This window comes from Marinovum sp. J2-8 (assembly GCF_055808435.1).
In genome coordinates, this window is record NZ_JBVVRZ010000004.1 from 112808 (window position 1) to 139111 (window position 26304).

Sequence of the window (26304 nt, forward strand, 5' to 3'; positions counted from 1 at the left end):
CCTTCAATGTGGTTTCGTGGGGCGGCCGCGCGCGGCGGCGCGGCGTTTCTTGATGCTGACGGTCTGGTCCTGCGCCACGATGGGACCGCGCCGGATACCCCAACCGATAGGGGGGCGCTGGTTGCCCGGAAACGACGCATCCGTCCCCCAGATCGCCTGATAGGTGTCGATGGCCCGGCCCATGCGCTGCAACACGACAAACCCGATCGTGAGCCCGCCCCAAATCCCGATCTGCGCGAGCCACATCCAGACATAGGCATTGGCGATCCACATCCCGGTGGTGATGCTGCCAACGGACACGACAATCGCCAGATATCCTGTTGATTTATGCACGCGCTCAAACAGGATCCGGGTGCGGGTCATCAGAAAATGGTCGCCCCCCGCCACGCCGGGGCCCTGCATGTGCGGCCCGCCGCCCGACCCTTTCAACAGCACAGCCAAAAGCTGAACACCGACAAGGGCGGCAAGGCTCCAGCCAAGCCATGCGTGCAGGCGGCCACCGGCGCTGTCGTGATCCGAAACAAGGATCAGCACCGCGCCAAGCACCATCAACACCAGACCCGCACTCGTCAGAACCCGGTGCCAGGTGAACCAGAACGGGTTCTGCACCTCGCGCGGCCAGTCCTGCCCCGGCAGAACCTTGAAAAACCGCGCGGTGATGATGCCCAGCGGCAAAAGCACGCCCCAGGCAAAAACCATGAACCGCCCATGCCAGGACAGGGCAAAGCCGACCTCGTGAATGCGCGACGGATCAATCGGGGAAAACAGAAATTCTAACATGATTGCAGATTCTTCACCTGTACCTCTGTCCTTTGGGCGACACATTTCGGACGACACACTGGCGTCGGGCATGAATGGCCACGGCCCGTCACCGTGGGCATCGCCGCACAGCGCCCGACGCGTCGTTGCGCGGCTTGCTTGCCTTGGTGTACCAAAAACCGTATACAGAATTCAAGTACGCACCCCGGATTGCCGACACCCGATACCAGATGACAAATGACTGGCCGGTCACATGACATCCTGTGATGTCCTTCCGCTGGCCGGGATAGGAGCGGTTCACCATCATGCGCCTCGTTCACATTGAAACATTGGTTGTCCTGGCCGAATGCAGCTCGATCCGGGCCGCAGCCGCGCGTTTGGGCAAGTCGCAACCGGTCATCACCGCGCGCCTGAGGGAAATGGAGGCCGACATCGGCTTTCCCCTGTTTGTGCGCACCACGCGCGGCATCACCCCGACGGAAACCGCAATGACGGTTCTGGCCCGCGCCAGATCGGTCGAGGCCGAGCGCGAAAGACTGGAACAGGAAATCGCGGGCCTGCGCGGCAAACAGACCGGCAACATCCGCGTCTGTGTCACGCCATTGGTCGCGATCAAGATCATGCCCCGCGCCATCGCTCGGTTTCAGAAATCCTTCCCCGATGTCGGCGTGACGCTGTCGGCGGATATGGAAAGCCACGCCTTGCAGCTGTTGCGGGATCGTCATTGCGACATCATCATCGGCCCCAATCCACAGGCCGCACAGGCCTCTGATCTGGTGTGCGAAGAATTGTTCAAAACCGACATCACGATCATCACCAAAAAGAATTCTCCCTATGCCACCGCCACATCGCTCAGCGCGCTGGCCGATTGCGACTGGGTCTCGCTGTGGAATTCGTCGCTGGGTCCGGGCAAGCAGTTCCTGAACCATTTCACCGAGGCCGGCCTGCCCCCTCCGCGCATACGCGCCTCGTCTGAATCGCAACTTGGCATTCTGGCTCTGGTCGAAGAGCTCGGGGCCGTGTCGACCTTTCCCGTGCGGCTGCTGGAAGAGGTCGGCCAAAACCGGGGCGTCGTGCGCGTCGCCATAAAGGAACCGATCAAACCCCTGTCCATTTCGATGGTGACCCGTGCCGGGCGGTCCCTGACCCCGGCCGGGGATGCATTGGCCGATTGCATCCGCCACCGGGTTGGCAATCTTCTCAACGAATGGAAAACCACCGGATCATAGGCCCAGCGCCCGTATCCCCGGATGATCCGGCGGGTATTTATAGATACGGTACATCCGCCCCGGCCCGCCGACATGGAAATCCAAAACGATCTCGTCATCGGCGGTGACCTCGACAATGCGCTTGTCACAGGCCTGCACCATAAGGGTGTTGCCGTTGCGCTGGCGTTGGGCGTTGCTCATGAACGGGGAATAGATGTCCTCGGCGCCGTCGGTGTTGAAGCTCCATTCAATAAACGGCCCCTCGCCCATCACGAACATCCCGTTCGCATCCCGTGGCAGGCTGATTTCAAGGATGTCGGAATAGGCGCCGGTTATCATGCCCATGCAGATCTGGCCGTAGTCTGCGCTGCCCTCTGCGCTGCGGCGCATTCCATTGTTGAACACCAGCACATCCCCCTGATGCGGCACGTCATCACGTAACCAATGCGCATCATGCTGCCAGAACAGCTCCTGATCCTCCGGGCCGCCCTGCCCCCAGGTCTGCGGGTTGCCCCACCGCCAGATCAGATCCCCGCCCCGGCCATACCGCCCGCCGGTCGATCCCGTGACCTCCTGCGCTGTGGTCGAATGATCAATCGCCCAGATCTCGCCAAAGATGGCCGAGGAAATCAGGATCACATCCTCCTTTTCATTGTAGGACACCGCATTGGTATGCAGCAATTGGCCCGAATTGAACTGAATCTCATCCAGTTGCGGCCAGTTGATGTCGATCTTTTCGGGGTGGTCGGCAGGATTGCCAAATCCGGGGGCCGTCGCATCCTGGGTCTGCACGATGTGATCAACCATGCGCCAGCACCAGACCACATCGGTGCCGCCGGTGGCGAGATCCGGTTTCAACTCATAGATCTTGTCCAGCACGATCCGGTCCCGCGCACCTTGCTGCGCCCAGCCCCGCGCGCGGGCCTGTTCCGCCGTCAGAATATCCCATGAAATGGCAAGGATATTGCCGTTTGGCATCATTTCGACATCATGGTGCAGCGCCTCCTTGCCGAATTCCAGATTTGACCATTCCCAAAGCACCTGCCCATCCGGCGCAACAATCGACACCGTTCCATTCGCACCAATCGGAAATTGCCCATCCATGGTCAGCCAGTCATGTTTGCAGGTGGTGCGCAGCAGATTGCCGTCATCCAGCAGATAGGTCACCGTCGCCTCGGGCAGGCGCTGCGGGGTGGGCCAGACATGCGCAACCTTGCCGTGCTCGTCCATCAAAAGGGTCTTGTGCGATTTTTGCACATCGCCGCGATCGCTGACCTCCTGGATCAGCAAATACCCCGGCTGAACCGCCGCCTCGCCCTGTGGTGGCAGGGGCCCGGTCATCTCCGGGGTCCGCGAAAACATCTTGGTCTGATAGGCCAGCATCTGGGACGCCGTGCCCATCGGCATCCGGTTTTCCGCGCTCTGGCTCAGATCCGGCAGGTCGTCATCCGCCGTCACATACCCGTCCTGATCGCCATCCAGCGGCGAATGCGCGCGGGCGCATCGGCAATATCGCGGGGCGTGATGACAAGATCGCCGTCAGGGTCGAGCAGACGCAGAATGCCACTGCGACGGATCATATAGGGAATGACCGTCGCCCCCCCCAATGCAGATTCCCGCAAGCACCCGTCGCTGTCTGCCATCCGGCGCAGAACCTCCGGCGCGGCGTCAATCTCGGTCGGCGAAAGCCGACCGTCGCCATCCAGATCCAGCGCCCGAAACAGGGTGCCGGCCTGCCATCGCATCTGCTTCAATGTGGCGCGTGCCGCGTCGTCGGGGGTTGGTTCAACATGTGTCATGGGATGCCCTTTTGCATCCAGACATACCCCCCCGACGCGCCAACCCGGTATCCATAAAAACCTATCGCGATAGGTTATGGCAGGATACCCCGCCCCACCCCCAACACCGTAAAAAGACCCCGAGGAACCGGCCCAACCGGCGTGTGCCATTGGGTCCAAAGGGAGGAACCCAAATGACAAAATCGCTGACACGGCGCGCCCTTGCCACAATGGCCGCCGGCGCATTTGCACTTGCGTCATTGCCCGGCGCGGCAAAGTCTCAGGACACCGAACTGCTGTTCAATGTTTTCATTCCACAAGCGGCACCCTTGTTCACCAAAGGGCTGGAACCCTGGGCCCGCGCGGTCGAGGCCGCATCGAACGGCACCCTCACGCTGACCATTCCGACATCATCGCTGGCCCCGCCGCCGCGTCTGTTCGACATTGTGCAGGACGGCGTTGCCGATATCGCCGTGGCGCCGATCTCGTTCCGCGAAAACCAGTTCGCGCTGGATCTGATCGGCTCTGTCCCGCTGATCGCCCCAACGGCCAGGGGCGCCTCGGTCGCGCTCTGGGACACCCACAAAACCTATTTTGCCGAGGCGGACAAATGGGACGATTTCGTTCTGCTGACCCTCTTCACCCTTGGCGCGCCTGCGATCATTTCGAACGCCCACCCGATCCGCTCCAAGGCCGATCTTGACGGATTCAAGGTTCTCGCCGTCGGCGATGTGAACGTGACTGTCTGGGACGCCTTGGGCGCCTCTCCGGTGTCGGGATCTGGTCAGAAACCGTTTGAAACGCTGTCCAGCGGCGTGGCGGACGGGGCGACAAACCCATTGGGCACCGCCGCCGTTCAGGGCCTTCTCGACGCCTCGAAAAGCGTCACGCTTGTGCCCGGCGGCTTTGGCGGGCGCGCGGTCTTTGCCCTGTTCATCAGCCGCGACCGGTTCGAGGATCTGCCGGAACAGGCGCAAACCGCCTTGATCAGCGCATCCGGCGCAGATGCCGCCGCCAAGTTTGGCCAGATCATGGACGACATTGATGCCTCTGGCCTGAAAAAGTTTCAGGACAAGGGCATCGAGATCATCCAAGCCTCTGACAGCTTTGTCGCCGAAATCGAAACCGCCGGGGCCTTCGCCGTGGAAGATTGGCTAAATGAGGCCAAATCCGCCGGCATTGATGGCACTGCCGCACTGGCCCATTTCAAAACAATTGCCACCCGTGACTAATCCCCCGTGACACCCCCCTGACCAACCATGTGACGATGCCACCGCGCCGAAAACGGCACCGCTGTGGCATCCTCCCCGGAAAGGCTTTTCATGAAAAACTTACCGAACACCATGCCTGTCTGGGCGGGTTTCATCAGCCGGTTTCTCAGCTACATCGCCGCAGCGTCGATTTTCAGCCTGATGGCGCTTGTCTTTCTTTCGGTCTTTTTTCGGTATGTGCTCAATTCGCCGATTGCCGCGACCGAGGATCTGATGGCCATCATGCTGGGCATTACGATCTTCACCGCATTCCCGGCAGTGACGCTGGGGCGCGGGCATATCAAGGTCGATCTGCTAGTGCCGCTGTTTGCCAAGGTATCGACCTTTGATCGCATCCGCTTGATTGCCATTGATGTCGGCATCGTGGCGATGTCCCTGTTCATGGCCAAACGGCTGTTTGATCAGGGCATGCGCTACTATCAGCGCGACACCACCAGCCTGATGATGGACTGGCCACTGTATCCCGTGGTCCTGACCTATGTCGCCTTGCTGGTCATCGGCGCCGCCCTGTTTGCGCTGCGCGCCGCGCGTGAAGCCGGCAACACCGCACATTCCGACCACGAGGATATTTCCCTATGATCGAACTCGTCATCGCCATTGTGGTCATGCTGGTGATCGCCGGCATTGGGTTTCCGCTGGGGTTTTCGCTGCTGTTTGTGGGCTATGTTGGTTTCGCATTGTCCCATCCCCGCGGGTTTGATGCCGCGGGCACGGTCGCGGGTCAGCAAATTCTCGAACTGGCGGCCAACAGCCAATTCGCGGTGCTGCCGCTGTTCATCCTGATGGGGGTTTTCGTCACCAAATCGGGGATCGCCGACAACATGTATGACACCGCCTCCAGATGGCTGGGGCATATGCGCGGCGGGCTGGCGCTGTCGACGGTCGCGGCCTGTGGCGGAATGGCGGCGATTTCCGGCTCGTCGATGGCCACCGCCGCCACCATGACAAAGGTCGCGATCCCGGCGATGCGGCGTTACAATTACGACGATGCGTTTTCGGCCGGCACCGTGGCCGCTGGCGGCACCATCGGCATTCTGATCCCGCCTTCCGGCGCGCTGATCATCTATGGGCTGCTGGCCGAGGTCGACATCGCCAAACTGTTCATGGCGGGGCTCATCCCCGGCATCATTTCGGTGGTCTTCTACCTGATCGCGATTCAGATCGTCTGCATCGTCAAACCACAATGGGCCCCCCGCGCGGCCGAGGCCAGCTGGCAGGAAAAACTGCGCTCGCTCAGCGGCATCTGGGGCATTGCCGCGCTGTTCCTTTTGATCATGGGCGGCATCTTTTTCGGCATCTTCACCGCGTCAGAGGGCGGCGGCATCGGCGCGGCGGTGCGCTGTTGATTGCAACCCTGCGCCGCCGAATGAACATCCGGGTGTTCTTTGACTCTCTGGTCGAGGCAGGCGTCACCACGGCAACGATCTTCTGTGTCGGTTTTGGCGCGCTGATGCTGAACCAATTCGTGAACATCGCGGGCGCACCACAGGAAATCCTGAGCTTCATCAGCGGTCTCGGCATCGGTCCCTGGGGCACCGTCATGGTGATCCTGTGCTGCTATGTGCTTTTGGGCATGATCATCGACGGCCCGGCCATGATCTTTCTCACCGTGCCGATCTTTGTGCCGGTGATTTCCGAACTGGCCCTGCCGATTGATCCGAACCTGAAACTGGTCTGGTGGGGCATTATCGTGGTGGTTGCGGTCGAGATCAGCCTGATCACGCCCCCCATCGGCATGAATGTCTTTGTGATTTCGTCGATGTTGCCGGACGTGGGCATCATGCGGATTTACAAGGGCGTCATTGCCTTCTTCCTGGCCGACCTCGCGCGGCTGATGCTGTTCGTATTCTCGCCGATCACCGTGCTCTGGCTGGTCAAGTTCCTCGAATAGCGGGCCAGCCACGATACCCCAAAATGAAACTGTCGTGGCGCGCCGGTCGGGCCAAGGCCCTGTCCCCCGCCCTGTCCCCCGTCCGGTCACATGCCAGAGGTTACGAATTCGTAACCTTTGGCCAACCTGCGCGCGACCGCGATCTGGTTACTCCACCTTCAAAAGGAGTGGCCATGCTGACAAAATTCCAAAGCTGTCTCGCGCTGATCGCAGTCGCGTTTGCCATATTTGCGGCTTCGGATGGAACGGCCTGGTTCCTGACCGCATCGCTGGCGACCCGCGCGCTCGGTTCCGACAGCCCGCGGCTGTTCGATCGGTCCCGCATTCACGACCTGCGCGTGGGCGAAGAATTTTCACTCCTGGCCGCAGGTGATATTGCGTCATGCGATGTCGATGGCATCGACAGGCTGCGTAGAAACATCAGCTTGGCCATGGGCCTGAAAAACACGCCGCTCCCCCCCAACAAAGGCATGGTTGTCACAACGTCGATCCTGGACCAGCACCCGGACCTGGGTGTTCTCGCGCTTGGGGATCTGGCCTATAACCGGGGCGAACCCCTCGCCTTTCAGGATTGTTATGATCCGTTCTGGGGAAGGGCAAAGGCGCGCACCTGGCCAACCCCCGGCAATCACGAATATCGCTCGCCCGGTGCATTCGGCTACTTCGACTATTGGGCAGAGCGCGCCGGCCCGGATCGAAACGGCTATTATGCCCTTCGCGCCGGCAGCTGGATCATCCTGTCACTCAACAGCGAAACAGATGCCTCGGACGGTTCTGATCAGGCCGTCTGGCTGGCGGATGTTCTGGCCGCACACCCGGACGCATGCATTGGCGCCATGTTCCACAGGCCGGCATATTCCGCCGTCGCGCGGGGCGGGTCCGAGGCCGCGAAACAGCTGTTTGCCAGGCTGGCCGACGCGGGCGCGGTCTTTGTCCTGAATGGGCACAACCACTTTCTCGAACACACGAAACCGCTGGATGCAGGGGGCACCCCCGCGACCGATGGCACCACCATCTTTGTCGCAGGCGCCGGGGGCAAGGTGTCCGGCAAACCCGTTGTCGCCAATGAACGAACGGCTGAGTTGATCACCGATACCCCCGGTGTCCTGAAGCTGGATTTTTCCAGCGATGCCGTTGGCTGGTCTTATCTTGGCGAAAACAGGATCATTCCGGGGTCCGGGGCCTTGCCCTGCCGCCGCACCCCGGCGCGCGCAACAAAAACGCTCTCTGCCCTGAAACCGCCGGTCATACCGGCGGCGACGCTTTCGCAAAATTGATCTCGACCCGCAGACCGGGATCACGATCAGACAAATGGATGGTTGCGTGGTGCAGTTCGGCAATCGCCTTGCACAGGCTCAACCCCAAGCCATTTCCGCCCGTGGTTCGGCTTTTCTCGCCACGATAAAAGCGGCGAAACACCTTTTCACGATCCTCGGGGCGCAATCCCGGACCATTGTCCGACACCGTCAGAACCGGCGCGCCGTCGATCCGCGACACGGCGATTTCGATGACCGTGTCCTTTGGCGTGTGGCGCAAGGCATTTTCGGTCAGATTGGATATAAGCTGCATCAACAGGTCAGGATCGGCCAGCATCGTCACAGGTTGGCCAAAGGTCGTCACCCGAAGCTGCTGCCCGTTCTGCTCGGCGCTGGGTTCGAAGGCGTCAAAGACGTTAACCGCAAGGTCGTTCAGATCGGTTGCCCGGAACCGTTCCCGGCGGTCGCCCGCCTCTATCTGGGCGATGCGCAACAGAGCATTGAACGTATTGATGATGTCTTCGGCCTGTTCCAGTGCCACATGCGCATCATTGGGATCAACCCGGTCCCGTGTCGCCATTCGTTCCAACCGTTGCCGAAGCCGTTGCAGCGGCGTCCGAAGGTCGTGAGCGATGTCATTGGTAATCTGCACCTGGCTTTCGATCAGGTTTTCCAGCCGCCCCAGCATCCGATTGATGCGGGTCGCAACAACCGACAGATCGTCGCCACCCTCGTCGCCATTCGGGATACGCGCGGTCAGCTCGCCTCTGGAAAAGACCTCCATCGTGCCCGAGATGACCTCAATGCGTGATCCGGTCAGCCGCCCAACCCAAACACCAACAAAAGACCCCAGCACCATGATCAGGATGAACCCGGAGACCAGTGAAATCGCCAATGCCTCCAGGACCTCGGCAATGACGTGGTTGCCGGTCCCCTGCAACAACACATAAGGCCCGATCGGGCCAGAGGTGATCCAATAGCCGGAAATTTCATCGCCGTGTTCGCCGTCGATCTCCAGGTTCTCGACCGGGAAATAGCCATTTTCGATCCGGCCCGTGACGCGCCGGATGTTGCCCGCCAGAACCCTGCCATCAGCATCGGCAAGCTGAAAGATACGCGCATTTTCGAAATTCACCCGCGTCAGCACATCAATGCTCAGCGCCAATGCGTCGACACCTTCCTCCCTCAGAACCTCTGACAGGTTCCCCCGGTCCGAATCCATCTGATCGTGCAGCCAGTCACGCACCTCGTAATTGGTGAACCAATAGGCCCCGACAAAGACAAGGGCGGACAGCAGGGAATAAAGAAATGCAAACTGAAGCGACAGCCGCCGCGACATCCGGCCAAGTTTAAACATGCATGGAATATCCCGCGCCGCGCACCGTGTGGATCAGGGGCCGGTCAAAGGGTTTGTCGACTTTGTTCCTGAGGCGGCTGATATGGGATTCTACGACATTGGTCCTTGGGTCAAAATGGAAATCCCAGACCCCCTCAAGCAGCATCGTGCGCGTGACCACCCTGTCGGCATTGCGCATGAGATAGACCAGCAGCCGGAATTCGCGGGGTTGCACCTGTATCGCCCCCCCGGCCCGTGTCACCAAATGCCGGATCAGGTCGACCTCCAGATCGGCAAGCTGCAACCTGGTTTCCTCGGTCTGCATCGGGGGGCGGCGCGCCAATGCGGTAAGACGGGCGGAAAGCTCGGAAAAGGCAAAGGGTTTGACCAGGTAATCATCCGCCCCGGCCTCCAGACCGTCAACCCGGTCGTTGATGCCGTCCATCGCGCTAAGAAACAAAACCGGCGTCCCGACACCTTCGCCACGGATGGATTTGACAAGCGACAACCCGTTAAGCCCCGGCAACATCCTGTCGATGATCATGACGTCAAATTCGCTGTCGAGCGCGCTCAGAAATCCGGTCTTGCCATCGGCCGCATGTTCAAACACATGGCCAAGTTCGGCCAGACCCGTGCAGATATAGTCAGCTGTTTCCTGGTCGTCCTCAACGATCAGCACGCGCATCATGTCCACCATTGTTTGCTGCGCCGATGTTACCGGGAAAGCCTGCGGTGCGCCACGGTCGTCAGATTACCAATCCGTATACCGCCGCCAACCCAGAGGTCAGGCGCAGCGCCCCAATTTCGGTTTATCCGGGGGAAAATGGACGGCGCTGGCCGGTGCGGTTTATCGCTTTGACGGGACGTTTCTGGCCGGGACCACATCCGCCCCTCCCGCCGCCGGGAAAGTGATCCTGACCCGCAAGCCCGGATTGTTGTCCTCAAGCGCCAATGCGCCGTCGTGCATCTCGACGATTGCCGCCACAAGGCTCAGCCCCAATCCGTTCCCCGGTGTGGTGCGGCTGTGCTCCAGCCGGTAAAGACGGCGCAGCACATTCTCCCGCTCATCCTCGGGAATGCCGGGGCCGGTGTCGCTGGCCAGAATACGGACGGTTCCGCCACCGGTCGCGACGCTGACGGTGATTGCCGCCCCTTCCGGCGTATGGCGCAGGGCGTTTTCAATCAGATTGGCAAAGACCTGCCCCAGAAGCGATTTATCGCCCCGCACATATGCCGCCCGCTCTGGCGCGTCACAGATCAGCGCATGACCGGTTTCCTCGGCCGAAGGTTCGTAAACCTCACAGAAGGTACGCGCCAGCGCCGCAACATCGACCCTTTCAAACCGCTTCTTTGGCGAACCGCCTTCGATCTGGGCGATTTGCAACAGCGCCTGAAACGTCTTTACGATGCCATCGGTTTCGATATTGGCCCGCGCCACCAGATCGGCGATTGCACCGTCCTCTCCGGCCTTGTCCTGCAACTGGTTCAGCAGGACCGAAACCCGCTGAATCGGGGTCTTCAGATCATGGGCGATGTCGGCAGACACCTGTTTCAGCGCCGAAATCTGTTGTTCCTGCACCGTCGCCATCTTGTCGATCCGGGCCCCGATCTGCGTCAGATCGTCGGCCCGCCCCGCCATCGGTGCAACGCGGGCGGCGTAATCGCCGGTTGTCAGCCGTTCAAGCGTGTCATCAATCCGGTCAAGCCGGCTGACCGTGCGTCGCGCCAGCAGAATGCCACCGCCGACCACAATAAGCGTCGTCGGGATCAGGCTGAACAGGAACACCGCCAGAAACGCCTCCTGGATGTCCTCCAACGGTTCGGCGCTGACGGCGATGGTCAGCTGCCCGCCATGCACCGCCGCGCTCAGCGCAAAGTAATTGCCATCAATATCTTCGTCATCGCGATCAAAGGACACGACCGCAAATCCGTTCTTCGTGGAAATCAGCGCCGCATTGCCAACATGAAGCCCGCCGGGCAGAACATAGCTCAGAATGCGATCCTCGGGCGAGGCTGTGCGCGACTGCGACCGCACAAAGGTCAGCACCGCCGCCGCATTGGGCAGGGATTTGAACCCCGCCATCTCCTGCTGAAGCGTCGCCCGAAGCGATTGTTCGGAATTGTCGCGGACAAGCGCATAAGTCGCCGTCAGACTGACAAGGCTGACCAATGCAAAAAGCGCCGCCATGGCCAGCGATTGGCGCAGCGGCGTCGATGTCCAGATGTCGCGTGCGGTGCCCATCGCTCAGGCCTCGATCCGATAGCCCGACCCGCGCACGGTTTCGATCAAGTCCCGGTCAAAGGGTTTGTCGACCTTGGCGCGCAGCCTGCTGATATGGGTTTCGACCACATTTGTCTGGGGGTCGAAACTGATGTCCCACACCGCCTCCAGCAGCATGGTGCGGGTCTGCACCCGGCCCTTGCGGCGCAAAAGATGTTCCAGAAGCGCGAATTCCCGCGGCAGAAGGTCGATGACCTGCCCCGCGCGCGTCACCTTGCGCCGAACAAGGTCCATTTCCAGATCGCCAGCGCGCAGGACAGTATCCTCCTGCGTGGCGCGCGGTCGCCGCGCCAGCGCCGCAACACGCGCCGAAAGCTCACCAAAGGCAAAGGGTTTCACCAGATAATCATCGCCCCCGGCGTTCAGCCCCTCGATCCGGTCATCGACCCCGCCAAGCGATGTCAGAAACAGCACCGGCGTCTGGTTTTTGGCCCCCCGCAGGGTTTTGACCAGCGCCATCCCGTCAAGACCGGGCAACATCCGGTCGACGATCAGGATGTCATAATCGGTGGTGCTGGCCTGCAAGAGCGCCTCGCGCCCGTTCTCCAAAAGGTCGACAACATGGCCTTCTTCCCGCAGCCCATCCGCGATGTAGGTGCCGGTTGTCTTGTCGTCCTCGATCACCAGGATCTTCATCTCTTGCTCCGTCACATGCCGATGGACCCACAAGGGGGCCACCGGTCTTTTGCCATGGATCTCAGAACTTTGCGACTTACTTGTCGTCGTCGCCGTCCATATCGCCATCACCGTCGCCGTCTTCATCGACCTCGACCGCCATCGACCCATCTGCCAACGTAAAGAGCACCTCCTGCTCGGACCCATCGGCCATCATGACCTCGAATTCCACAATGCCATTGCCCGGGGTATCGTCATCGAATTCGGCCTCTGTGACCGTGCCGCCGGTCTTGGTTTCGACGTCCGCCACCACGGCGGCCACTTCGGGATGGGCGGTCAGGAACTGTTGCAGTTCTTGCGCCGATCTGGCGTCCGACCCTGTCGCGGCATAGGCCAGCGTGCCGGTCAGGACAAACAGGCCGACAAGGCCAGAGGTAGCAGCGCCTGCGATCTTATTGCGTTTCATGGTCATCTCCTTGGTGTTGGGCGGGACCATCCCGCCCGATGACATTGATCTAAGGTCTCCGAATGCCGGGCGACTGACCGGTGCATTACATCTCTGTTAGGTCTGGATATGGCGCCGCGAAACCCTGAACCGCCGTTCAAACCACGATGCTGACGGGGCGATTTGCGTCAGCGACAAAAGCAAAACCGGGCAGTAAAACGCACAACGGCGGGGATGCCCCCGCCGTCTGCTTGTCGTCAGAATATGTGGCTCAGGCCGTGACAGGCCGGTCCTCAAAGCGTTCACTCTGCGCCGCCTTGGCGCGTTTTTCCGCCGCCGCGATGATCCCCGGCCCCGCCAGACGCAAGGCCAGCGCAAAAACACCCCCCAGCAAAATGGCGAAACCAACCGCCATGATCCCAAAGCCGAACCCGGCGAACACCATCACGGCCAGAAGCGCGCTTGCCAAAACTGATTTGATACGTTGCATATGTCAGATCTCCTTGTTCCTTGTGACAGGAATATGGGGCCGGACATCGGCGATGACCTGACGCTGACATTACAACGATGTTATGCGCCGGTTTCATGCAGCAGCCCCCGGATTACAAATCTGTATAGTTCCTGCGACCTCGTGTTCATCCTCGGTTCCGATATCTGCTCCACACCGCATGAACATGGAGTTCCCCTCATGTCACACCAACACGCCCCGAAACGCCGTACCCCGCTGACCGCTGCCTTGCTTGCGGCCACTGTCGCCTCGACCGGGCTTGTCGCACTGGCGCCCTCTGCCGCGCTTGCCGTTCCCGCAGGCGGCTATGCCGACCTGATCGAACAATTCAGCCCCGCTGTCGTCCTTGTCGAAGTCACCACCAAGGCCACCCCCGCCAGCGCAGAACGCGGCATGCCCAACGATGAATTCTTCAAGGAATTCCAGCGCCGCTTTGGCGATGCCATGCCCCAGATGCCACAGGTGCCGAACAGACCCGACCGTCAGGGGCTCGGCTCTGGCTTCATCATCTCGGACGACGGGTTGATCGTCACCAACAACCACGTGATTGATGGCGCGACCACCGTCACCGTCAAATTCGCGGATGGCACGGAATATGACGCCACGGTCATCGGCGCCGATCCTCTGACCGACATCGCCCTGCTCGACATCGAAGGCTCGGACCTGCCGACCGTGGCGTTTGGCTCGTCCGATGCGATGCGCGTCGGCGACGAGGTGATCGCCATGGGCAACCCATTCGGGCTGGGCGGCACGGTCACGACCGGCATTGTCTCGGCCAAGGATCGCGATATTCAATCCGGCCCCTTCGATTCCTTCATCCAGACCGACGCCGCCATCAACCGTGGCAATTCCGGCGGCCCGCTGTTCAACAACAAGGGCGAGGTGATCGGCGTCAACACCGCGATCTTTTCACCCAATGGCGCGAACGCCGGGATCGGCTTTGCCGTGCCTTCGGATCAGGTGTCCACCATCGTTGCCGACCTCAAGGACGACGGCCAGATTGATCGCGGTTGGCTGGGGGTCCAGATCAAACCGGTAAGCGAAGAGGTCGCATCGGTCCTCGGGCTGAAACCCGGTCAGGGCACGATGATCGACAAGGTCATGGAGGGCACCCCGGCGCAGAAAGCCGGCCTGAAATCCGGTGACATTGTGCTCACCTTCGATGGCACCAGGATCGAAGACGCCCGCGACCTGACCCGCTCGGTTGCGAACACCGCCCCGGACACGGCCTCAAAGATCGAGGTTCTGCGCAAGGGCGAACACCTGACGCTGGATGTCACCCTGGCCAATCGCGCCACGGCGCAGGACGCCTGACACCTGCCTTGCCGCGTCGCACACACAACAATCGCCTGCCCCGGTGCCATTCACACCGGGGCAGGTTGAATTTTTGCGACAACTGCCCCCCGCCATGCCGATGCCCCACCCGGGCCAAGGGCACGCCGTAAATAATCCCGCAACACTATTGACCTTCCAGTGAGTGGAACCATTAGATACCTTCCCAGCGACGAAGGAGATATCATGTCCACCTCATCAGAACTGCGGGTTTCCGTCCAAAACATGTCCTGCGCATCCTGCGTTGGTCGGGTCGAACGTGCGCTGGCGGCTTTGCCCGGCGTCGAAGAGGTCAGCGTCAACCTTGCATCCGAAACGGCGCAGGCGCGTGTGGATACAGACGCCCGCATCCCCGAGGTGATCGCAGCGCTGGACCGCGCGGGCTATCCGGCGCGCACCACAAGCCTCCGGTTGAACATCGCCTCGATGTCCTGTGCCTCTTGCGTCGGGCGCGTTGACAAGGCGCTGGCGGCCCTGCCCGGCGTGACCGAGGTCAATGTCAACCTCGCCTCGGAAACCGCGACCGTCACCTATGCCGAGGGCATGGTGACTCTGGCCGACCTGTTAAAGGCTGCGGCCGATGCCGGATACCCGGCGGACCCCGTCGATGCGACAACAACCGAAGACCCCGGCGCCCGCAAAGAAGGCGAGGCGCGCGATCTGGCGCGCAAGACCGCCTTTGCGGCGGCGCTGGCCCTGCCGGTGTTCCTGTTGGAAATGGGCGCCCATGTGGTGCCGGGCGTGCATGAATTGATCGGGCGCACCATCGGCCATCACACCAGCTGGCTGATCCAGTTCGTCCTGACCACCGTGGTACTGTTCTGGCCCGGGCGGCACTTTTACACCAAGGGTTTTCCCGCCCTGATAAAAGGCGCGCCCGACATGAACAGCCTCGTGGCTGTCGGCACCGGGGCGGCCTATCTGTTTTCTCTGACCGCGCTCTTTGCGCCCGGCCTGCTGCCCGAAGCCTCTCGCGCCGTCTATTTCGAAGCGGCGGCGGTGATCGTCGTGCTGATCCTGCTCGGCCGCTGGATGGAGGCCCGTGCCAAGGGCCGCACCGGGGCGGCGATCCAGAAACTTTTGGGTCTACAGGCCCGCACCGCGCATATCATGGTCGATGGCGAGCCGCAGGAGGTGCCCATCGACCGCATCGGCGCGGGCGACATCCTGATTGTCCGGCCCGGTGAACGCATTGCCGTCGACGGCGAGGTGACCCAGGGCAACGCCCATGTCGACGAAAGCATGATCACCGGCGAGCCCGTTCCCGTCGCCAAGACCACCGGCGATCCGGTCACCGGCGGCACCGTCAACGGCACCGGCAGTTTCCAGTTCCGCGCGACACGCGTTGGCGCCGACACCACGCTGGCCCAGATCATCCGCATGGTCGAACAGGCCCAGGGCGCGAAACTGCCGATCCAAGGCATGGTGGACCGGATCACCCTGTGGTTTGTGCCCGCCGTCATGGCCTTGGCCGCGCTGACCGTGCTGGTCTGGCTCGTGGTTGGCCCCGCGCCCACACTGTCCCATGCGCTGGTCGCGGGGGTATCGGTGCTGATCATCGCCTGCCCCTGTGCGATGGGGCTGGCCACGCCGACCTCGATCATGGTCGGCACCGGGCGTGCCGCCGAAATGGGCGTGCTGTTCCGCAAGGGCGATGCACTGCAACAGCTGACCTCGGTCGATGTGGTCGCGCTGGATAAAACCGGCACCGTGACCGAAGGCCGCCCCGAATTGACCGACCTTGTGCTGACCGAAGGTTTCGACCGGGCCGATGTGCTGGCGCTGGTGGCGGCGGTCGAGGCGCTGTCGGAACATCCCATCGCCGAGGCCATTGTCCGCGCCGCCAAGTCCGAAGGCTCGCCGCGCCACGACGTCGACGACTTCTCCTCGATCACCGGCTACGGCGTCCGGGCCAAGGTGGCCGGGCGTGACGTGCTGGTCGGCGCCGACCGCCTCATGACCCGCGAGGGGCTCGACATCACGCCGCTGGCCGATGCCGAACGCCGCCTTGCCGAACAAGGCCGCACCGCGCTTTTCGCCGCCATCGACGGCAGGGTCGCGGCGGTGATCGGCGTCGCCGATCCAGTGAAACCGGCCAGCGCGGCGGCGATCTCTGCACTGCATGACCTTGGCCTGAAGGTGGCGATGATCACCGGCGACAAACGCGAAACCGCGCTGGCCATTGCCCGCGAAACCGGGATCGACCACGTCATCGCCGGCGTTCTGCCCGATGGCAAGGTCGCGGCGCTGGACGAGCTGCGCGGCACCGGCCAACAGATCGCCTTTGTCGGTGATGGCATCAACGACGCCCCCGCGCTGGCCCATGCCGATGTCGGCATTGCCATCGGCACCGGCACCGATGTCGCCATCGAATCCGCCGATGTGGTGCTGATGTCGGGCGACCTGCGCGGCGTGGTCAACGCCTTCGACGTCTCTCGCCGGACCATGGCCAACATCCGCCAGAACCTGTTCTGGGCCTTCGGCTACAACGTCGCGCTGATCCCGGTGGCGGCGGGCGTGCTCTATCCCGCCTTTGGCCTGCTTCTGTCGCCGGTTCTGGCGGCGGGGGCCATGGCGCTCAGCTCGGTCTTCGTTCTGACCAATGCCCTGAGATTGCGCCGCCTGCGCCCCGTCATGGACGAGGCCTGCGCGCCACGTCCCGCCAAGGGCCAAACGCCCTCCCCCACCCCACTCGCCGCTGAATAAGGAGGATACCCCATGAATATCGGAGATGTGGCCGCCCTGTCCGGCCTGCCCGCCAAAACCATCCGCTATTACGAAGACATCGGGCTGGTGAAACCCCTGCGCAGCGCCAACGGCTATCGCAGCTTCCGCGAAAGCGATGCGCACAAGCTGGCGTTCCTGGGCCGCGCCCGCGCGCTTGGCTTTTCGATCGAGGATTGCCGCAACCTCATGGCGCTGTACGAGGACGACCACCGCGCCAGCGCCGAGGTCAAGGATATTGCAGAGCATCACCTGGAGCGGATCGACGAAAAGATTGCAGAGCTCGGGGAAATGCGCGCCACCCTCGCCCATCTGGTACATGCCTGCGCCGGCGACCACCGCCCCGATTGCCCGATCCTCGCGGACCTTGCAAAAGCGTCGAAAAATGCCCCGCAGCCAGAGACATCCACCAAGCAAACTTCGGAACAACATCCGGGGCAGCGCCCGGGACAACGGCGGATTGGCCAGCGCGGCTGATCAGACCTCCTCGAACGCCCCCGGCACCAACTCTTCCCAAAAGGCGACCATCGCGCCCACCGACAGGGCCGATCCCCAGCCCAGTCGCATGAATTCCTCGCGCTCGACGTCATCGTCCAACCGCGCGAGGAACAGCCGCTTGTCCGCGTCGCGTTGCGTCGGTGTGCGTGCCGCCACCAATTCGCGGATACGCCCCAAACGCCCGGCCCGCAAACGGCGGGCACGGTCCATCTCGGCCTCGCGCGCCTCCTCTTCCCGGCTGTTTGCCTCGGCCTGTGCCTTGCGCACCTCGGCGGCCTCGACCGCCTCTGGCGATGGCTCCGCCGCGACCTCCCCCTTGTAATCATCACGCAGCGCCGCGCTCAGATACCGCACCGGGCTTTTCACCCCATCGCGCCCCTGAAGATAGGCCAGCTTCTCGGCGACATAATCCTCGTGACCTGCTCCCCGAACCATCCCGCGTTCTGATGTTCAGTTTGCTCAGCCTTTCGAAGGAGCAAACAGAGGGGCTTGCCTTTTGGCGCTCTGGTCTTCGCACGCTTGCCGAAAACGAAAACGTGACGATCAAGGCTTCGGGATTGGGGCAAACCGACTGGAATTGGACGCCGCAATCCATGGGATCAATGGTGCGCGACATCATTGAAATCTTTGGCCCAAACCGTACCATGTTTGCCAGCAACTTCCCCGTCGACAAGGCCTACAACAGCTTTGATGCCTATTACGCGGCCTATGAGGCGGCCGTGGCGGACCTCTCTGTCGACGAGCAAAACGATCTGTTTATCGGGACTGCTGACCGTGTTTATCGACTGGGTGTGACGCGGGGCTGACGCCGCACATCCAGCCAACCCAGTTCGGAATACTTCAAAACGCCAGAGCCTGCAGTGAGACAGGGTTTGGCACCAAAATGAAAGAAATCAAATGCCGATCGAAGATACAGGAACCGACCCACGGATGCCCTATCAGTACGACAATCCGGCGGAATGTCTGCCCGATATCGTCATCCCTGATGGCATTCCCGAAGATGAGCGTGTCTGGGTTCCACAAGCCGAGAACGTCTCTTTCAGGCCGCTGATCCTTAACCGCAGCCAGGGGTATTGGATGAACCTGCTGCGCGTGCGCAAATCCGGCGTTCTGTCGCGCCACCGCCACCCACAAGCGGTACATGGTTGGGTTCTCAAGGGCCGTTGGCACTATCTTGAGCACGACTGGGAAGCGCGCGAAGGCGGGTTTGTCTACGAACCTCCCGGCGAGACGCACACGTTGATTGTGCCTGACGATGTGGAGGAAATGATCACACTGTTTCAGGTTCAGGGCGTGATGTACTACGTTGATCCCTGGGGCAAAGGCATCGGATATGAAGATGTCTTCACCAAAATAGATCTTTGCCGCAAACACTATGAGGCGGTTGGCCTCGGCGGGGATTATGTTGATCAATTCATTCGTTAGGGTGCTGAGATGATCTGGCCAGATAAGTGTTTTGAAGATGCCAATGTCCTTGTCACCGGTGCCACATCCGGCATCGGTGAGGGGATCGCGCAGGCCTTTGCACAGGCGGGTGCGCGCGTGACCGTCACGGGGGCGACCGAGGGCGAAGTAGACACGGCGCAGGGCAAACACCCTGCGTTTGATGTGCGGCAACTGGATGTGCGCGACGACGGGCAAGTGAAGGCGTTGATAGGGTCGTTCGGGCGTCTGGACCATGTGGTGAACTGTGCCGGTATTATTCGCCGCAATGATGAGCACCAACCCGAGGTCTTTGCCGATGTGGTGGATATCAACCTCACGGGCACAATGCGCGTTTGCGCCGCCGCCCGTGACCTTCTGAAAACATCGAAAGGAACCATTGTGAACATGGCTTCGATGTTGTCGTTTTTTGGCGGGGGATTGGTTCCTGCATATTCTGCATCCAAAGGTGGGATTGCCCAGCTGACCAAATCGCTTGCCATCGCCTATGCCCCCGATGGGATCCGGGTGAACGCCATTGCGCCGGGATGGATTGCGACCCCTCTGACGGCGGCGCTTCAAGCTGATGAAATTCGAAGCAAGGCCATTTTGGACCGAACGCCCTTGAACCGTTGGGGTACGCCAGAAGACATTGCTGGTGGTGCCGTCTTTCTGTCTTCTCCGATTGCCCAGTATATTACCGGTACGGTACTTCCAATCGACGGAGGATACCTTGTCACCTAACAACTGAGTTTATGGGCCGGGCTGAAACTGCCGAGGTGTGCCGCCGGGACGATTACAGCATCACTTCCCAAATTGGGGCCGCGCGACAGCTAGTTTGAAGCCCAGGAAATCAGATCGTCGAGGAACTTTTGCACATGCTCTGTCCGGTCCCGACCTTTCAGGACGATAGCCTCATAAGGTTCGCTTTTCGTCCGCAAATGAACGCTCATCGGGACAACAAGCGATGCATTGGAAAAGAACTCTGCGACATCCCCGGACAGAAGCGCAACCGCATGTGGATCGCCGCGCATCAGTGAAATTGTCGTCAGGACGGACTGTGTTTCGATCAAGGATGTCGGCAGAGGCAATCCCGCTGTCCGGTATTCTCGTTCGAGCGACAGCCGCATGGGCATGCCTTCCGTGTACACGATCCAGCGCGCTTCGGACAAATCCTCCAGCGCGACTCGTGACTTTCGTATCAACGGGTTGTCCGGGCTGGTGACGACACGCAGAATTTCATCATGAAAGGGCGTGGCGACGTAATCGTCCGGGTTTTCGCCGAAAAGGTGGCGACCAATTACAACATCCAATGCGCCCAGATCCAATTGGCGCAGCAAGGCGGCACTGGTGTCTTCCTGTATTTCAACGGTCGATTGCGGATAGGTCTGCAAATACCGTTGAAGCGTCTCCGATACATATGGCACCGCGCCCATGATTGTGCCGACGCGCAAACGCACGCCTGATCCAGAAGACAAACTGCGGAATTCCCGTTCCATGCTGCGCATTTGCGCCAGCACGTTCTTGGCATGTCGGATTGCCATATCACCGGCGACTGTGGATTTAAGTCCCCGGTTCGACCTGTGAAACAACATATGCCCGGAGGTCTCTTCGGCCTCTTGCAGGGCTTTGGTGGCGCGCGGTTGGCTCATCCCGATCTTGTCTGCCGCCTGCTTGAGCGAGCCAGTGTCGTCGATGGCAGAGATCAAAGAGAGATGCCTGAGAGACAGCTGGCGCAGGCTTTTGCTGGGCTTCGTCACGATGAGGAGTTTCCTTTTTGTTATATGCCTATCCCAACTTATCGGATTTACAAGCCGGATTCAGTCCATATTTTCGGCGACCGAAGCAATTGGGAGCCGTGATTCTGGCGCAGACGAGGCCCGGATCGCAAATCCGGCATCTCTTTTTGGAAACAGGGAGTAGCCCATGGGGCTGATCAACTACATCACCCGAGTGCAATTCGGGTTTGGCGAACTGGCCACTCTAAAGGCAGAGCTTGCCCTGGCTGGCATTCAACGCCCCTTCATTGTCACGGACAAGGGCGTGCGCGCTCTTGGCTTTCTTGACAAGATAGAAGCCGCAATCTCGACGTCGCCTGTGGGCGTCTATGACGAGACCCCTGGCAACCCAAACGAAGCAGCGGTGCGCGCCGCGTCCGAAGCTTTCACCGCATCCAATGCAGATGGTATCATTGCCATTGGTGGTGGCTCTGCTTTGGATCTGGCCAAAGGTGTCGCAATCCTGGCGGCCCATGGCGGCGAGCTTAAGACCTATGCATTGATCGAAGGCGGGCTGGAAAAGATCACCGCAAAAACCTTCCCGATGATCGCCGTTCCGACAACCTCCGGGACAGGCAGCGAGGTGGGGCGCGCGGCGATCGTCATTCTGGACGATGGCCGCAAGGTGGGTCTTTTGTCGCCCTATCTGATCCCGAAGACCGCGATCGTTGACCCGGCGCTGACCATGAGTTTGCCGCCCATGCTGACCGCGGCCACCGGGATGGACGCGATTTCGCATTGCATCGAAACCTACCTTGCCCCGTCTTTCAATCCGCCAGCGGATGGAATTGCGCTGGAAGGTTTGCGCCGCAGTTGGGCGAATATTCGCAAGGCCACTGAAACCCCCGATGACAAAGACGCACGCGGCAATATGGCCATCGCCGCAACCATGGGCGCCATGGCGTTCCAAAAGGGTCTGGGATGTGTGCACAGTCTCAGCCATGCGCTTGGCGGTATTAACCCGAAATTGCATCACGGCACACTAAACGCCGTTTTCATGCCAGCGGTCCTAAAGTTCAACAGAGCCGCGCCGACCTCGGTGTCTGAAGACAAATATGCCATCATGGCAAACGCCATGAACCTGTCCTCGGGCGATGACATCGAGATGGCCATCAAGGATATGACCGCCGCCATTGGCCTGCCCACAACACTGTCTGAAATGGGCGTCACCAAAGACCTGTTTGACCGGATCATTACAGGTGCGCTGGCGGATCACAGCCACAAGACAAATCCAATAGATGCCAGCGCCGATGACTACATGGCGATGCTGGAAGACTCCTACTGAAGCGGAAAGAGAAAGCAAGATATGACATTCACACCTCATGGAAAACATCTTATCGCCGGCGCATGGGTCGCCAATGATGCCACGTTTGACAGCAGCCCGGCCCATGGCCCCTCTCACGCGTTTTCGGTCGGCACGGTCGAATTGGTGGACCAGGCCTGTCAAGCGGCTGAGGATGCGTTTCTCAGCTATGGAAACAGCACGCGCGAAGAACGCGCCGTATTTCTGGAGGCCATTGCAGACGAAATCGACGCGCGCGGCGACGCGATTACCGAGATAGGAACACAGGAAACCGGTTTGCCGGAGGCGCGCCTGCAAGGCGAACGCGGAAGAACCGTTGGCCAGTTGCGCTTGTTCGCATCGCATATCCGCGATGGCGCCTATCTGGACAAACGCCATGATGATGCGCTGCCGGATCGCGCGCCCCTGCCGCGTCCCGACCTGAAGATGGTGCAGCGGCCCATAGGTCCAGTGGCCGTGTTCGGCGCATCCAACTTTCCTCTGGCGTTCTCCACCGCTGGTGGCGACACCGCCGCCGGGCTCGCAGCGGGCTGCCCTGTCGTGGTCAAAGGCCATTCGGCCCACCCCGGCACGGGCGAGATTGTGGCCGAGGCGATCCACGCAGCCATTCAGAAGACCGGCCAGCATCCGGGCGTCTTCAGCCTGATTCAGGGCGGCAAGCGTGACGTCGGGACCAGTCTGGTGCAACATCCGCTGATCAAGGCGGTGGGTTTCACTGGCTCGCTCGGTGGTGGTCGCGCTCTGTTTGATCTCTGCGCTCAGCGGCCCGAGCCTATCCCTTTCTTCGGGGAATTGGGCAGCGTTAACCCGATGTTTGTGCTGCCAGAGGCGACCAAAGCCCGCGGTGAAGCCATCGGTACCGGCTGGGCCGGGTCGCTGACCATGGGCGCGGGCCAGTTCTGTACAAATCCCGGCATTGCCGTGATTCAGAAGGGCGCGGAAGGTGACGCTATTGTCGCTGCGGCCAAAGCCGCATTGGAGGCGGTTGCCGCCCAGACCATGCTGACGGATGGCATTGCGCAAGCCTACCAAGACGGAAAATCCCGCTTTGAGGGCCGCAACGCCGTGAAGCCGGTGCTGACCAACACTGATGAAGGTCGGAACGCCTCGCCGAACCTCTACGAGACGGACGCGCAAAACTATCTTCAGGACCATGCGTTGGGAGAAGAGGTTTTTGGCCCATTGGGTCTTGTGGTCCGGGTCTCTGACGTTGAAGAGATGCAGGAACTGGCCAAAGGCTTCGAAGGCCAGCTGACCATGACATTGCACATGGATAAGGGCGACATCGAGGCCGCCAAGCCACTGGTCCCGATCATCGAACGCAAAGCCGGACGCTTGCTGGTCAATGGCTTCCCGACCGGGGTCGAGGTCGCGGATGCAATGGTTCATGGCGGCCCCTATCCCGCCTCGACAAACTTCGGGGCGACGTCCGTCGGAACCCTGGCGATCCGACGCTTCCTGCGCCCGGTCAGCTATCAAAACTTCCCGGACGCCCTTCTGCCGGAAGCTTTCTAAGAACCGCCGGTCAGATTTCTTCCAGCTGGCCGAAGCGCCCTGTCCAACGGACAGGGCGCATTTTACATTTGGCGAGCAGAAATCGGCGGCTTCAGCCCGGCGAATACACACAGCTGCTCGCCTAGGTCGTTGCGCCAGAGACCTTGCGATACCCCCCTAACCGGGCCGTTACAGGTCCAGAACGCCATTTCTAGGAGTCGGGCACAGACACGACCAATGCCCCCCGGTCCGTCAGATCGAAAGTGCCAGCCCCCCGGTCGGTGCCGTCCAGCCAAAGCGGCCTGCCCTCGACCGGCGCGCCATCAATGGAGATCCGGCAGGTCTGCGGGCGGTTTGTGGGGTTGATGCACCAGACATATCTGGCGCTTTCCGACCGGTGTAGCCGCGTGATCACGGCGCTGTTGGTGCAGGTGACATTGGCTGTGACCCCTGCCCAATCGCAGACGAAATCCCACCAGCCGGGGGCACCTGACCCGCCCGTTTCTTTGGCCTGGAAATCCGCCGCCGACAGATGCGATCCCACCAAAAGCGTGCGACCCGCCCCATGTGTATTGGCCACGATGGCGGCTTTGCCATCGGGAAACCGCGCCAGAACTTCGGCCTCGGGCGCATCATAGGCTTGCCGAAACCCGCCACAGGTCATGCGCGTGCCATTCAATTCGAAATGCGCGTGGTCGGCAATGTCGGGCATGAACTCCACCTCGACCTCGCGCGCGCCGAACATCTGATCCAGACCGAAGTTCGGTTGATGCACGCCCACCCGACCATGATCGCCGAAATAGGCCGGGCAAGCCTCGGAAATCAGGGTGCCACCCGCAGCGACCCAATCGCGAATGCGCTCGGCCACCGCGCGAGGCCACATAACGGGGTATGGCGCATAGATCACGTCGTACCCGTCCATGTCATCGGGATGCACCCAATCCGGTTGCAAACCCGCGTCCATGAACCCGCGATAGGCCCCCCACATTGCCTCTTGAAAGGTCTTGAACTGACCCTCGGCCGACAACAGGCTGTCAAACATCTGTGTCTCATCCGCGAACAGCAGGCCGACCTCGCCGCGCATCGGTTTTGCGGCCATTGCATCGGCTTGTTCTGGCGCGTTTGTCCATTGCGCAATGCTGGCGGCCATGTCGGACCGTTCGGTCCGGCTGCCGTCCATGCCATAGCTGCCGAACGCCCCGAACAACGGCCCATCCAGAAGCGGGCGATACCGCAGATTCATCATCCCCCGTGCCCCAGCGGCAAAAGAGGCCAATGACCACAGGCGAATGTCGGCTGGTTCTGCGACGCGGGCATCGTCCTTGTCACGGCCCATGACCTGCGGCTGCATCCAGAGCGGCCCACCCTGACGCTCGGCATGCCAGAACGGTTTGCCACGTGACGCGCCACGGATCAAATCCCCGGCAAAGAAGTTGCGCCAGGCCTGATTGCCCTTGCGCGCCGCAATCCAGGTATAGCCGTAGATATCCACCTGACTGGCCGCGCGCCAATCGTCACAGCCATGCCGACCCAGCGCAGTCACAGCCCCGGCAATCCCGTGCGAGATGATCTTGGCATGCGGATCGACGGCACGAATCGTGGCGATCTTGTCCTCTACATGATCATAGAAGTTGTCCCGACGAAACCGAAGCCAATCATAGCATTCGGCATAGGGTTGGACCTGCCGTGGCGGCATGATGTCGTCCCATTCGGCATAGGAATAACGGTGCCAGACCTCGGCCAGGGCATCGAGGGATCCGTATTTCTCTTGCAACCAGACACGGAATGCCGCGGCAGTGGCGTCCGAGAAATCGAAATCCGGCTGATAGTTGACTTCGTTGTTCACGTCATAGCCGTAGAGCCCGGGATGATCCTTGTACCGGGTGGCCAGGGTCGTAAGGAACTCCATCACCGCTTCATGCACTTCGGGTGCATTCAGCGTAAGCGCGCCCGCCCCGCCCAGACCCTGCCCGAAACCGCCCACCGCCACCGACGGGCTGAGGGTCGAGGCCATGTATTTACCGTCAATGCTGACCTGGCGGTGCTGCGCATATTTGCGTTGCAGCCAATCCGGCGCGGCCATGGTGAATTCGGCGATCACTGTCGCCATGTTGTTTTCTGCCGCCAGATCCAGCTGACGGTCGCAATCGTCCCAGTCAAAGACGCCAGGCTTGCGCTCGATCGCGGACCACATGAACCAGTGGCGAAAGGTGTTCAACCCATCCTGTGACGCAATACCATAGTCGCGCGACCAGTCTTCGCGCGGCGGATTGGATTTGCGGAAATAGACGGCTCCGAACGGGATTTGCGGTGTCTTGGCGGTCATCTTCTATCCTTGGTTTGGGCAAAGGGTTCCCCAGCGGTGCGGCCAAAGCGCCGAACCGAGAGCGAGCCCCCCGCCGTTT

Annotated in this window: 25 protein-coding genes and 1 pseudogene; 14 read left to right on the forward strand and 12 right to left on the reverse strand. The window is 61.0% G+C overall.

What is annotated here, in order from left to right:
• Positions 1-3: 3 nt before the first annotated feature.
• The gene (locus tag AC0L4F_RS13480; RefSeq protein ID WP_244689062.1) at positions 4-780 is read right to left on the reverse strand and encodes a cytochrome b561 domain-containing protein; all 777 of its coding nucleotides are present in this window, start codon (positions 778-780) and stop codon (positions 4-6) included.
• 284 nt (positions 781-1064) lie between these two features.
• Here AC0L4F_RS13480 and AC0L4F_RS13485 point away from each other — a divergent pair, with 284 nt between their 5' ends.
• Positions 1065-1988 (forward strand): LysR family transcriptional regulator, encoded by a 924-nt coding sequence (locus AC0L4F_RS13485; protein ID WP_244689064.1) that lies wholly within the window; start codon positions 1065-1067, stop codon positions 1986-1988.
• On the opposite strand, the gene AC0L4F_RS13490 is transcribed toward AC0L4F_RS13485, so the two are convergent.
• Together AC0L4F_RS13490 and AC0L4F_RS13495 are read right to left on the reverse strand one after the other, a co-directional pair.
• Positions 1983-3425 (reverse strand): aryl-sulfate sulfotransferase, encoded by a 1443-nt coding sequence (locus AC0L4F_RS13490; RefSeq protein ID WP_244689066.1) that lies wholly within the window; start codon positions 3423-3425, stop codon positions 1983-1985. The genes AC0L4F_RS13485 and AC0L4F_RS13490 overlap by 6 nt on opposite strands.
• On the reverse strand, positions 3422-3766 hold the full coding sequence (locus AC0L4F_RS13495; RefSeq protein ID WP_244689068.1) for an EF-hand domain-containing protein: 345 nt from the start codon (positions 3764-3766) through the stop codon (positions 3422-3424). The genes AC0L4F_RS13490 and AC0L4F_RS13495 overlap by 4 nt, the downstream gene beginning before the upstream one ends.
• A 173-nt stretch (positions 3767-3939) precedes the next feature.
• On the opposite strand from AC0L4F_RS13495, the gene dctP reads away from it, so the two are divergent.
• The 5 genes from dctP (at position 3940) to AC0L4F_RS13520 (ending at position 8184) form a co-directional block, all read left to right on the forward strand.
• Positions 3940-4977 (forward strand): TRAP transporter substrate-binding protein DctP, encoded by a 1038-nt coding sequence (gene dctP / locus AC0L4F_RS13500; RefSeq protein ID WP_244689070.1) that lies wholly within the window; start codon positions 3940-3942, stop codon positions 4975-4977.
• A gap of 90 nt (positions 4978-5067) precedes the next feature.
• Positions 5068-5595, forward strand: a complete 528-nt coding sequence (locus AC0L4F_RS13505) for a TRAP transporter small permease (RefSeq protein WP_244689072.1) — start codon at positions 5068-5070, stop codon at positions 5593-5595.
• Positions 5592-6362 (forward strand): TRAP transporter large permease, encoded by a 771-nt coding sequence (locus AC0L4F_RS13510; protein WP_280520582.1) that lies wholly within the window; start codon positions 5592-5594, stop codon positions 6360-6362. The genes AC0L4F_RS13505 and AC0L4F_RS13510 overlap by 4 nt, the downstream gene beginning before the upstream one ends.
• Complete coding sequence (locus tag AC0L4F_RS13515; protein WP_280520583.1) at positions 6359-6907, forward strand: TRAP transporter large permease subunit; 549 nt, start codon at positions 6359-6361, stop codon at positions 6905-6907. The genes AC0L4F_RS13510 and AC0L4F_RS13515 overlap by 4 nt, the downstream gene beginning before the upstream one ends.
• A 173-nt stretch (positions 6908-7080) precedes the next feature.
• The gene (locus tag AC0L4F_RS13520) at positions 7081-8184 is read left to right on the forward strand and encodes a metallophosphoesterase family protein (RefSeq protein WP_244689074.1); all 1104 of its coding nucleotides are present in this window, start codon (positions 7081-7083) and stop codon (positions 8182-8184) included.
• On the opposite strand, the gene AC0L4F_RS13525 is transcribed toward AC0L4F_RS13520, so the two are convergent.
• The 6 genes from AC0L4F_RS13525 to AC0L4F_RS13550 all read right to left on the reverse strand — a co-directional run bounded on the left by AC0L4F_RS13525 (position 8153) and on the right by AC0L4F_RS13550 (position 13330).
• A complete protein-coding gene (locus tag AC0L4F_RS13525) occupies positions 8153-9520 on the reverse strand; it encodes a HAMP domain-containing sensor histidine kinase (RefSeq protein WP_244689077.1) in 1368 nt (455 codons plus the stop codon). The genes AC0L4F_RS13520 and AC0L4F_RS13525 overlap by 32 nt on opposite strands.
• Positions 9513-10184, reverse strand: coding sequence for a winged helix-turn-helix domain-containing protein (locus AC0L4F_RS13530; RefSeq protein ID WP_244689722.1), 672 nt, complete (start codon positions 10182-10184; stop codon positions 9513-9515). Before AC0L4F_RS13530 ends, AC0L4F_RS13525 begins: the two co-directional genes overlap by 8 nt.
• A 162-nt stretch (positions 10185-10346) precedes the next feature.
• Complete coding sequence (locus AC0L4F_RS13535) at positions 10347-11741, reverse strand: sensor histidine kinase (protein WP_244689079.1); 1395 nt, start codon at positions 11739-11741, stop codon at positions 10347-10349.
• A 3-nt stretch (positions 11742-11744) separates the two neighbouring features.
• Positions 11745-12416: a winged helix-turn-helix domain-containing protein gene (locus AC0L4F_RS13540; RefSeq protein ID WP_244689081.1), complete on the reverse strand. Its 672-nt coding sequence runs from the start codon at positions 12414-12416 to the stop codon at positions 11745-11747.
• A gap of 76 nt (positions 12417-12492) precedes the next feature.
• Positions 12493-12861 (reverse strand): hypothetical protein, encoded by a 369-nt coding sequence (locus AC0L4F_RS13545; RefSeq protein WP_244689083.1) that lies wholly within the window; start codon positions 12859-12861, stop codon positions 12493-12495.
• A gap of 250 nt (positions 12862-13111) precedes the next feature.
• Entirely contained in the window at positions 13112-13330 is a 219-nt protein-coding gene (locus AC0L4F_RS13550; RefSeq protein ID WP_244689085.1) for a hypothetical protein, read from the reverse strand.
• Between the two features lie 198 nt (positions 13331-13528).
• Here AC0L4F_RS13550 and AC0L4F_RS13555 point away from each other — a divergent pair, with 198 nt between their 5' ends.
• From AC0L4F_RS13555 to cueR, 3 genes and pseudogenes are all read left to right on the forward strand, one after another.
• Positions 13529-14662 (forward strand): S1C family serine protease, encoded by a 1134-nt coding sequence (locus AC0L4F_RS13555; protein WP_244689087.1) that lies wholly within the window; start codon positions 13529-13531, stop codon positions 14660-14662.
• Between the two features lie 204 nt (positions 14663-14866).
• Positions 14867-17386 (forward strand): heavy metal translocating P-type ATPase, encoded by a 2520-nt coding sequence (locus AC0L4F_RS13560; protein ID WP_244689089.1) that lies wholly within the window; start codon positions 14867-14869, stop codon positions 17384-17386.
• 12 nt (positions 17387-17398) lie between these two features.
• Positions 17399-17782, forward strand: a pseudogene (cueR, locus tag AC0L4F_RS13565) (Cu(I)-responsive transcriptional regulator); the annotation flags it as partial.
• 99 nt (positions 17783-17881) lie between these two features.
• Here the strand turns inward: cueR and AC0L4F_RS13570 are convergent.
• Positions 17882-18337 (reverse strand): hypothetical protein, encoded by a 456-nt coding sequence (locus AC0L4F_RS13570; RefSeq protein ID WP_244689091.1) that lies wholly within the window; start codon positions 18335-18337, stop codon positions 17882-17884.
• A gap of 20 nt (positions 18338-18357) precedes the next feature.
• On the opposite strand from AC0L4F_RS13570, the gene AC0L4F_RS13575 reads away from it, so the two are divergent.
• From AC0L4F_RS13575 to AC0L4F_RS13585, 3 genes are all read left to right on the forward strand, one after another.
• On the forward strand, positions 18358-18708 hold the full coding sequence (locus AC0L4F_RS13575) for an amidohydrolase family protein (RefSeq protein ID WP_244689094.1): 351 nt from the start codon (positions 18358-18360) through the stop codon (positions 18706-18708).
• Between the two features lie 91 nt (positions 18709-18799).
• Complete coding sequence (locus AC0L4F_RS13580) at positions 18800-19327, forward strand: 2,4'-dihydroxyacetophenone dioxygenase family protein (RefSeq protein WP_244689096.1); 528 nt, start codon at positions 18800-18802, stop codon at positions 19325-19327.
• 9 nt (positions 19328-19336) lie between these two features.
• Positions 19337-20068, forward strand: coding sequence for an SDR family NAD(P)-dependent oxidoreductase (locus AC0L4F_RS13585; RefSeq protein ID WP_244689098.1), 732 nt, complete (start codon positions 19337-19339; stop codon positions 20066-20068).
• An 89-nt stretch (positions 20069-20157) separates the two neighbouring features.
• Here the strand turns inward: AC0L4F_RS13585 and AC0L4F_RS13590 are convergent, their stop codons facing one another.
• On the reverse strand, positions 20158-21084 hold the full coding sequence (locus tag AC0L4F_RS13590) for a LysR family transcriptional regulator (protein ID WP_244689100.1): 927 nt from the start codon (positions 21082-21084) through the stop codon (positions 20158-20160).
• Positions 21085-21250: 166 nt separating this feature from the next.
• Between AC0L4F_RS13590 and AC0L4F_RS13595 the strand changes: the two genes are divergently transcribed.
• Both AC0L4F_RS13595 and AC0L4F_RS13600 read left to right on the forward strand, forming a co-directional pair.
• Positions 21251-22387 carry an iron-containing alcohol dehydrogenase gene (locus tag AC0L4F_RS13595; protein ID WP_244689102.1) on the forward strand — a complete coding sequence of 379 codons (1137 nt, stop codon included), beginning with the start codon at positions 21251-21253 and terminating at the stop codon, positions 22385-22387.
• Positions 22388-22408: 21 nt separating this feature from the next.
• Positions 22409-23920: an aldehyde dehydrogenase (NADP(+)) gene (locus AC0L4F_RS13600; RefSeq protein ID WP_244689104.1), complete on the forward strand. Its 1512-nt coding sequence runs from the start codon at positions 22409-22411 to the stop codon at positions 23918-23920.
• Between the two features lie 190 nt (positions 23921-24110).
• Here AC0L4F_RS13600 and AC0L4F_RS13605 read toward each other — a convergent pair whose 3' ends face one another.
• Positions 24111-26225, reverse strand: a complete 2115-nt coding sequence (locus AC0L4F_RS13605; protein ID WP_244689106.1) for a beta-galactosidase — start codon at positions 26223-26225, stop codon at positions 24111-24113.
• Positions 26226-26304 lie beyond the last annotated feature (79 nt).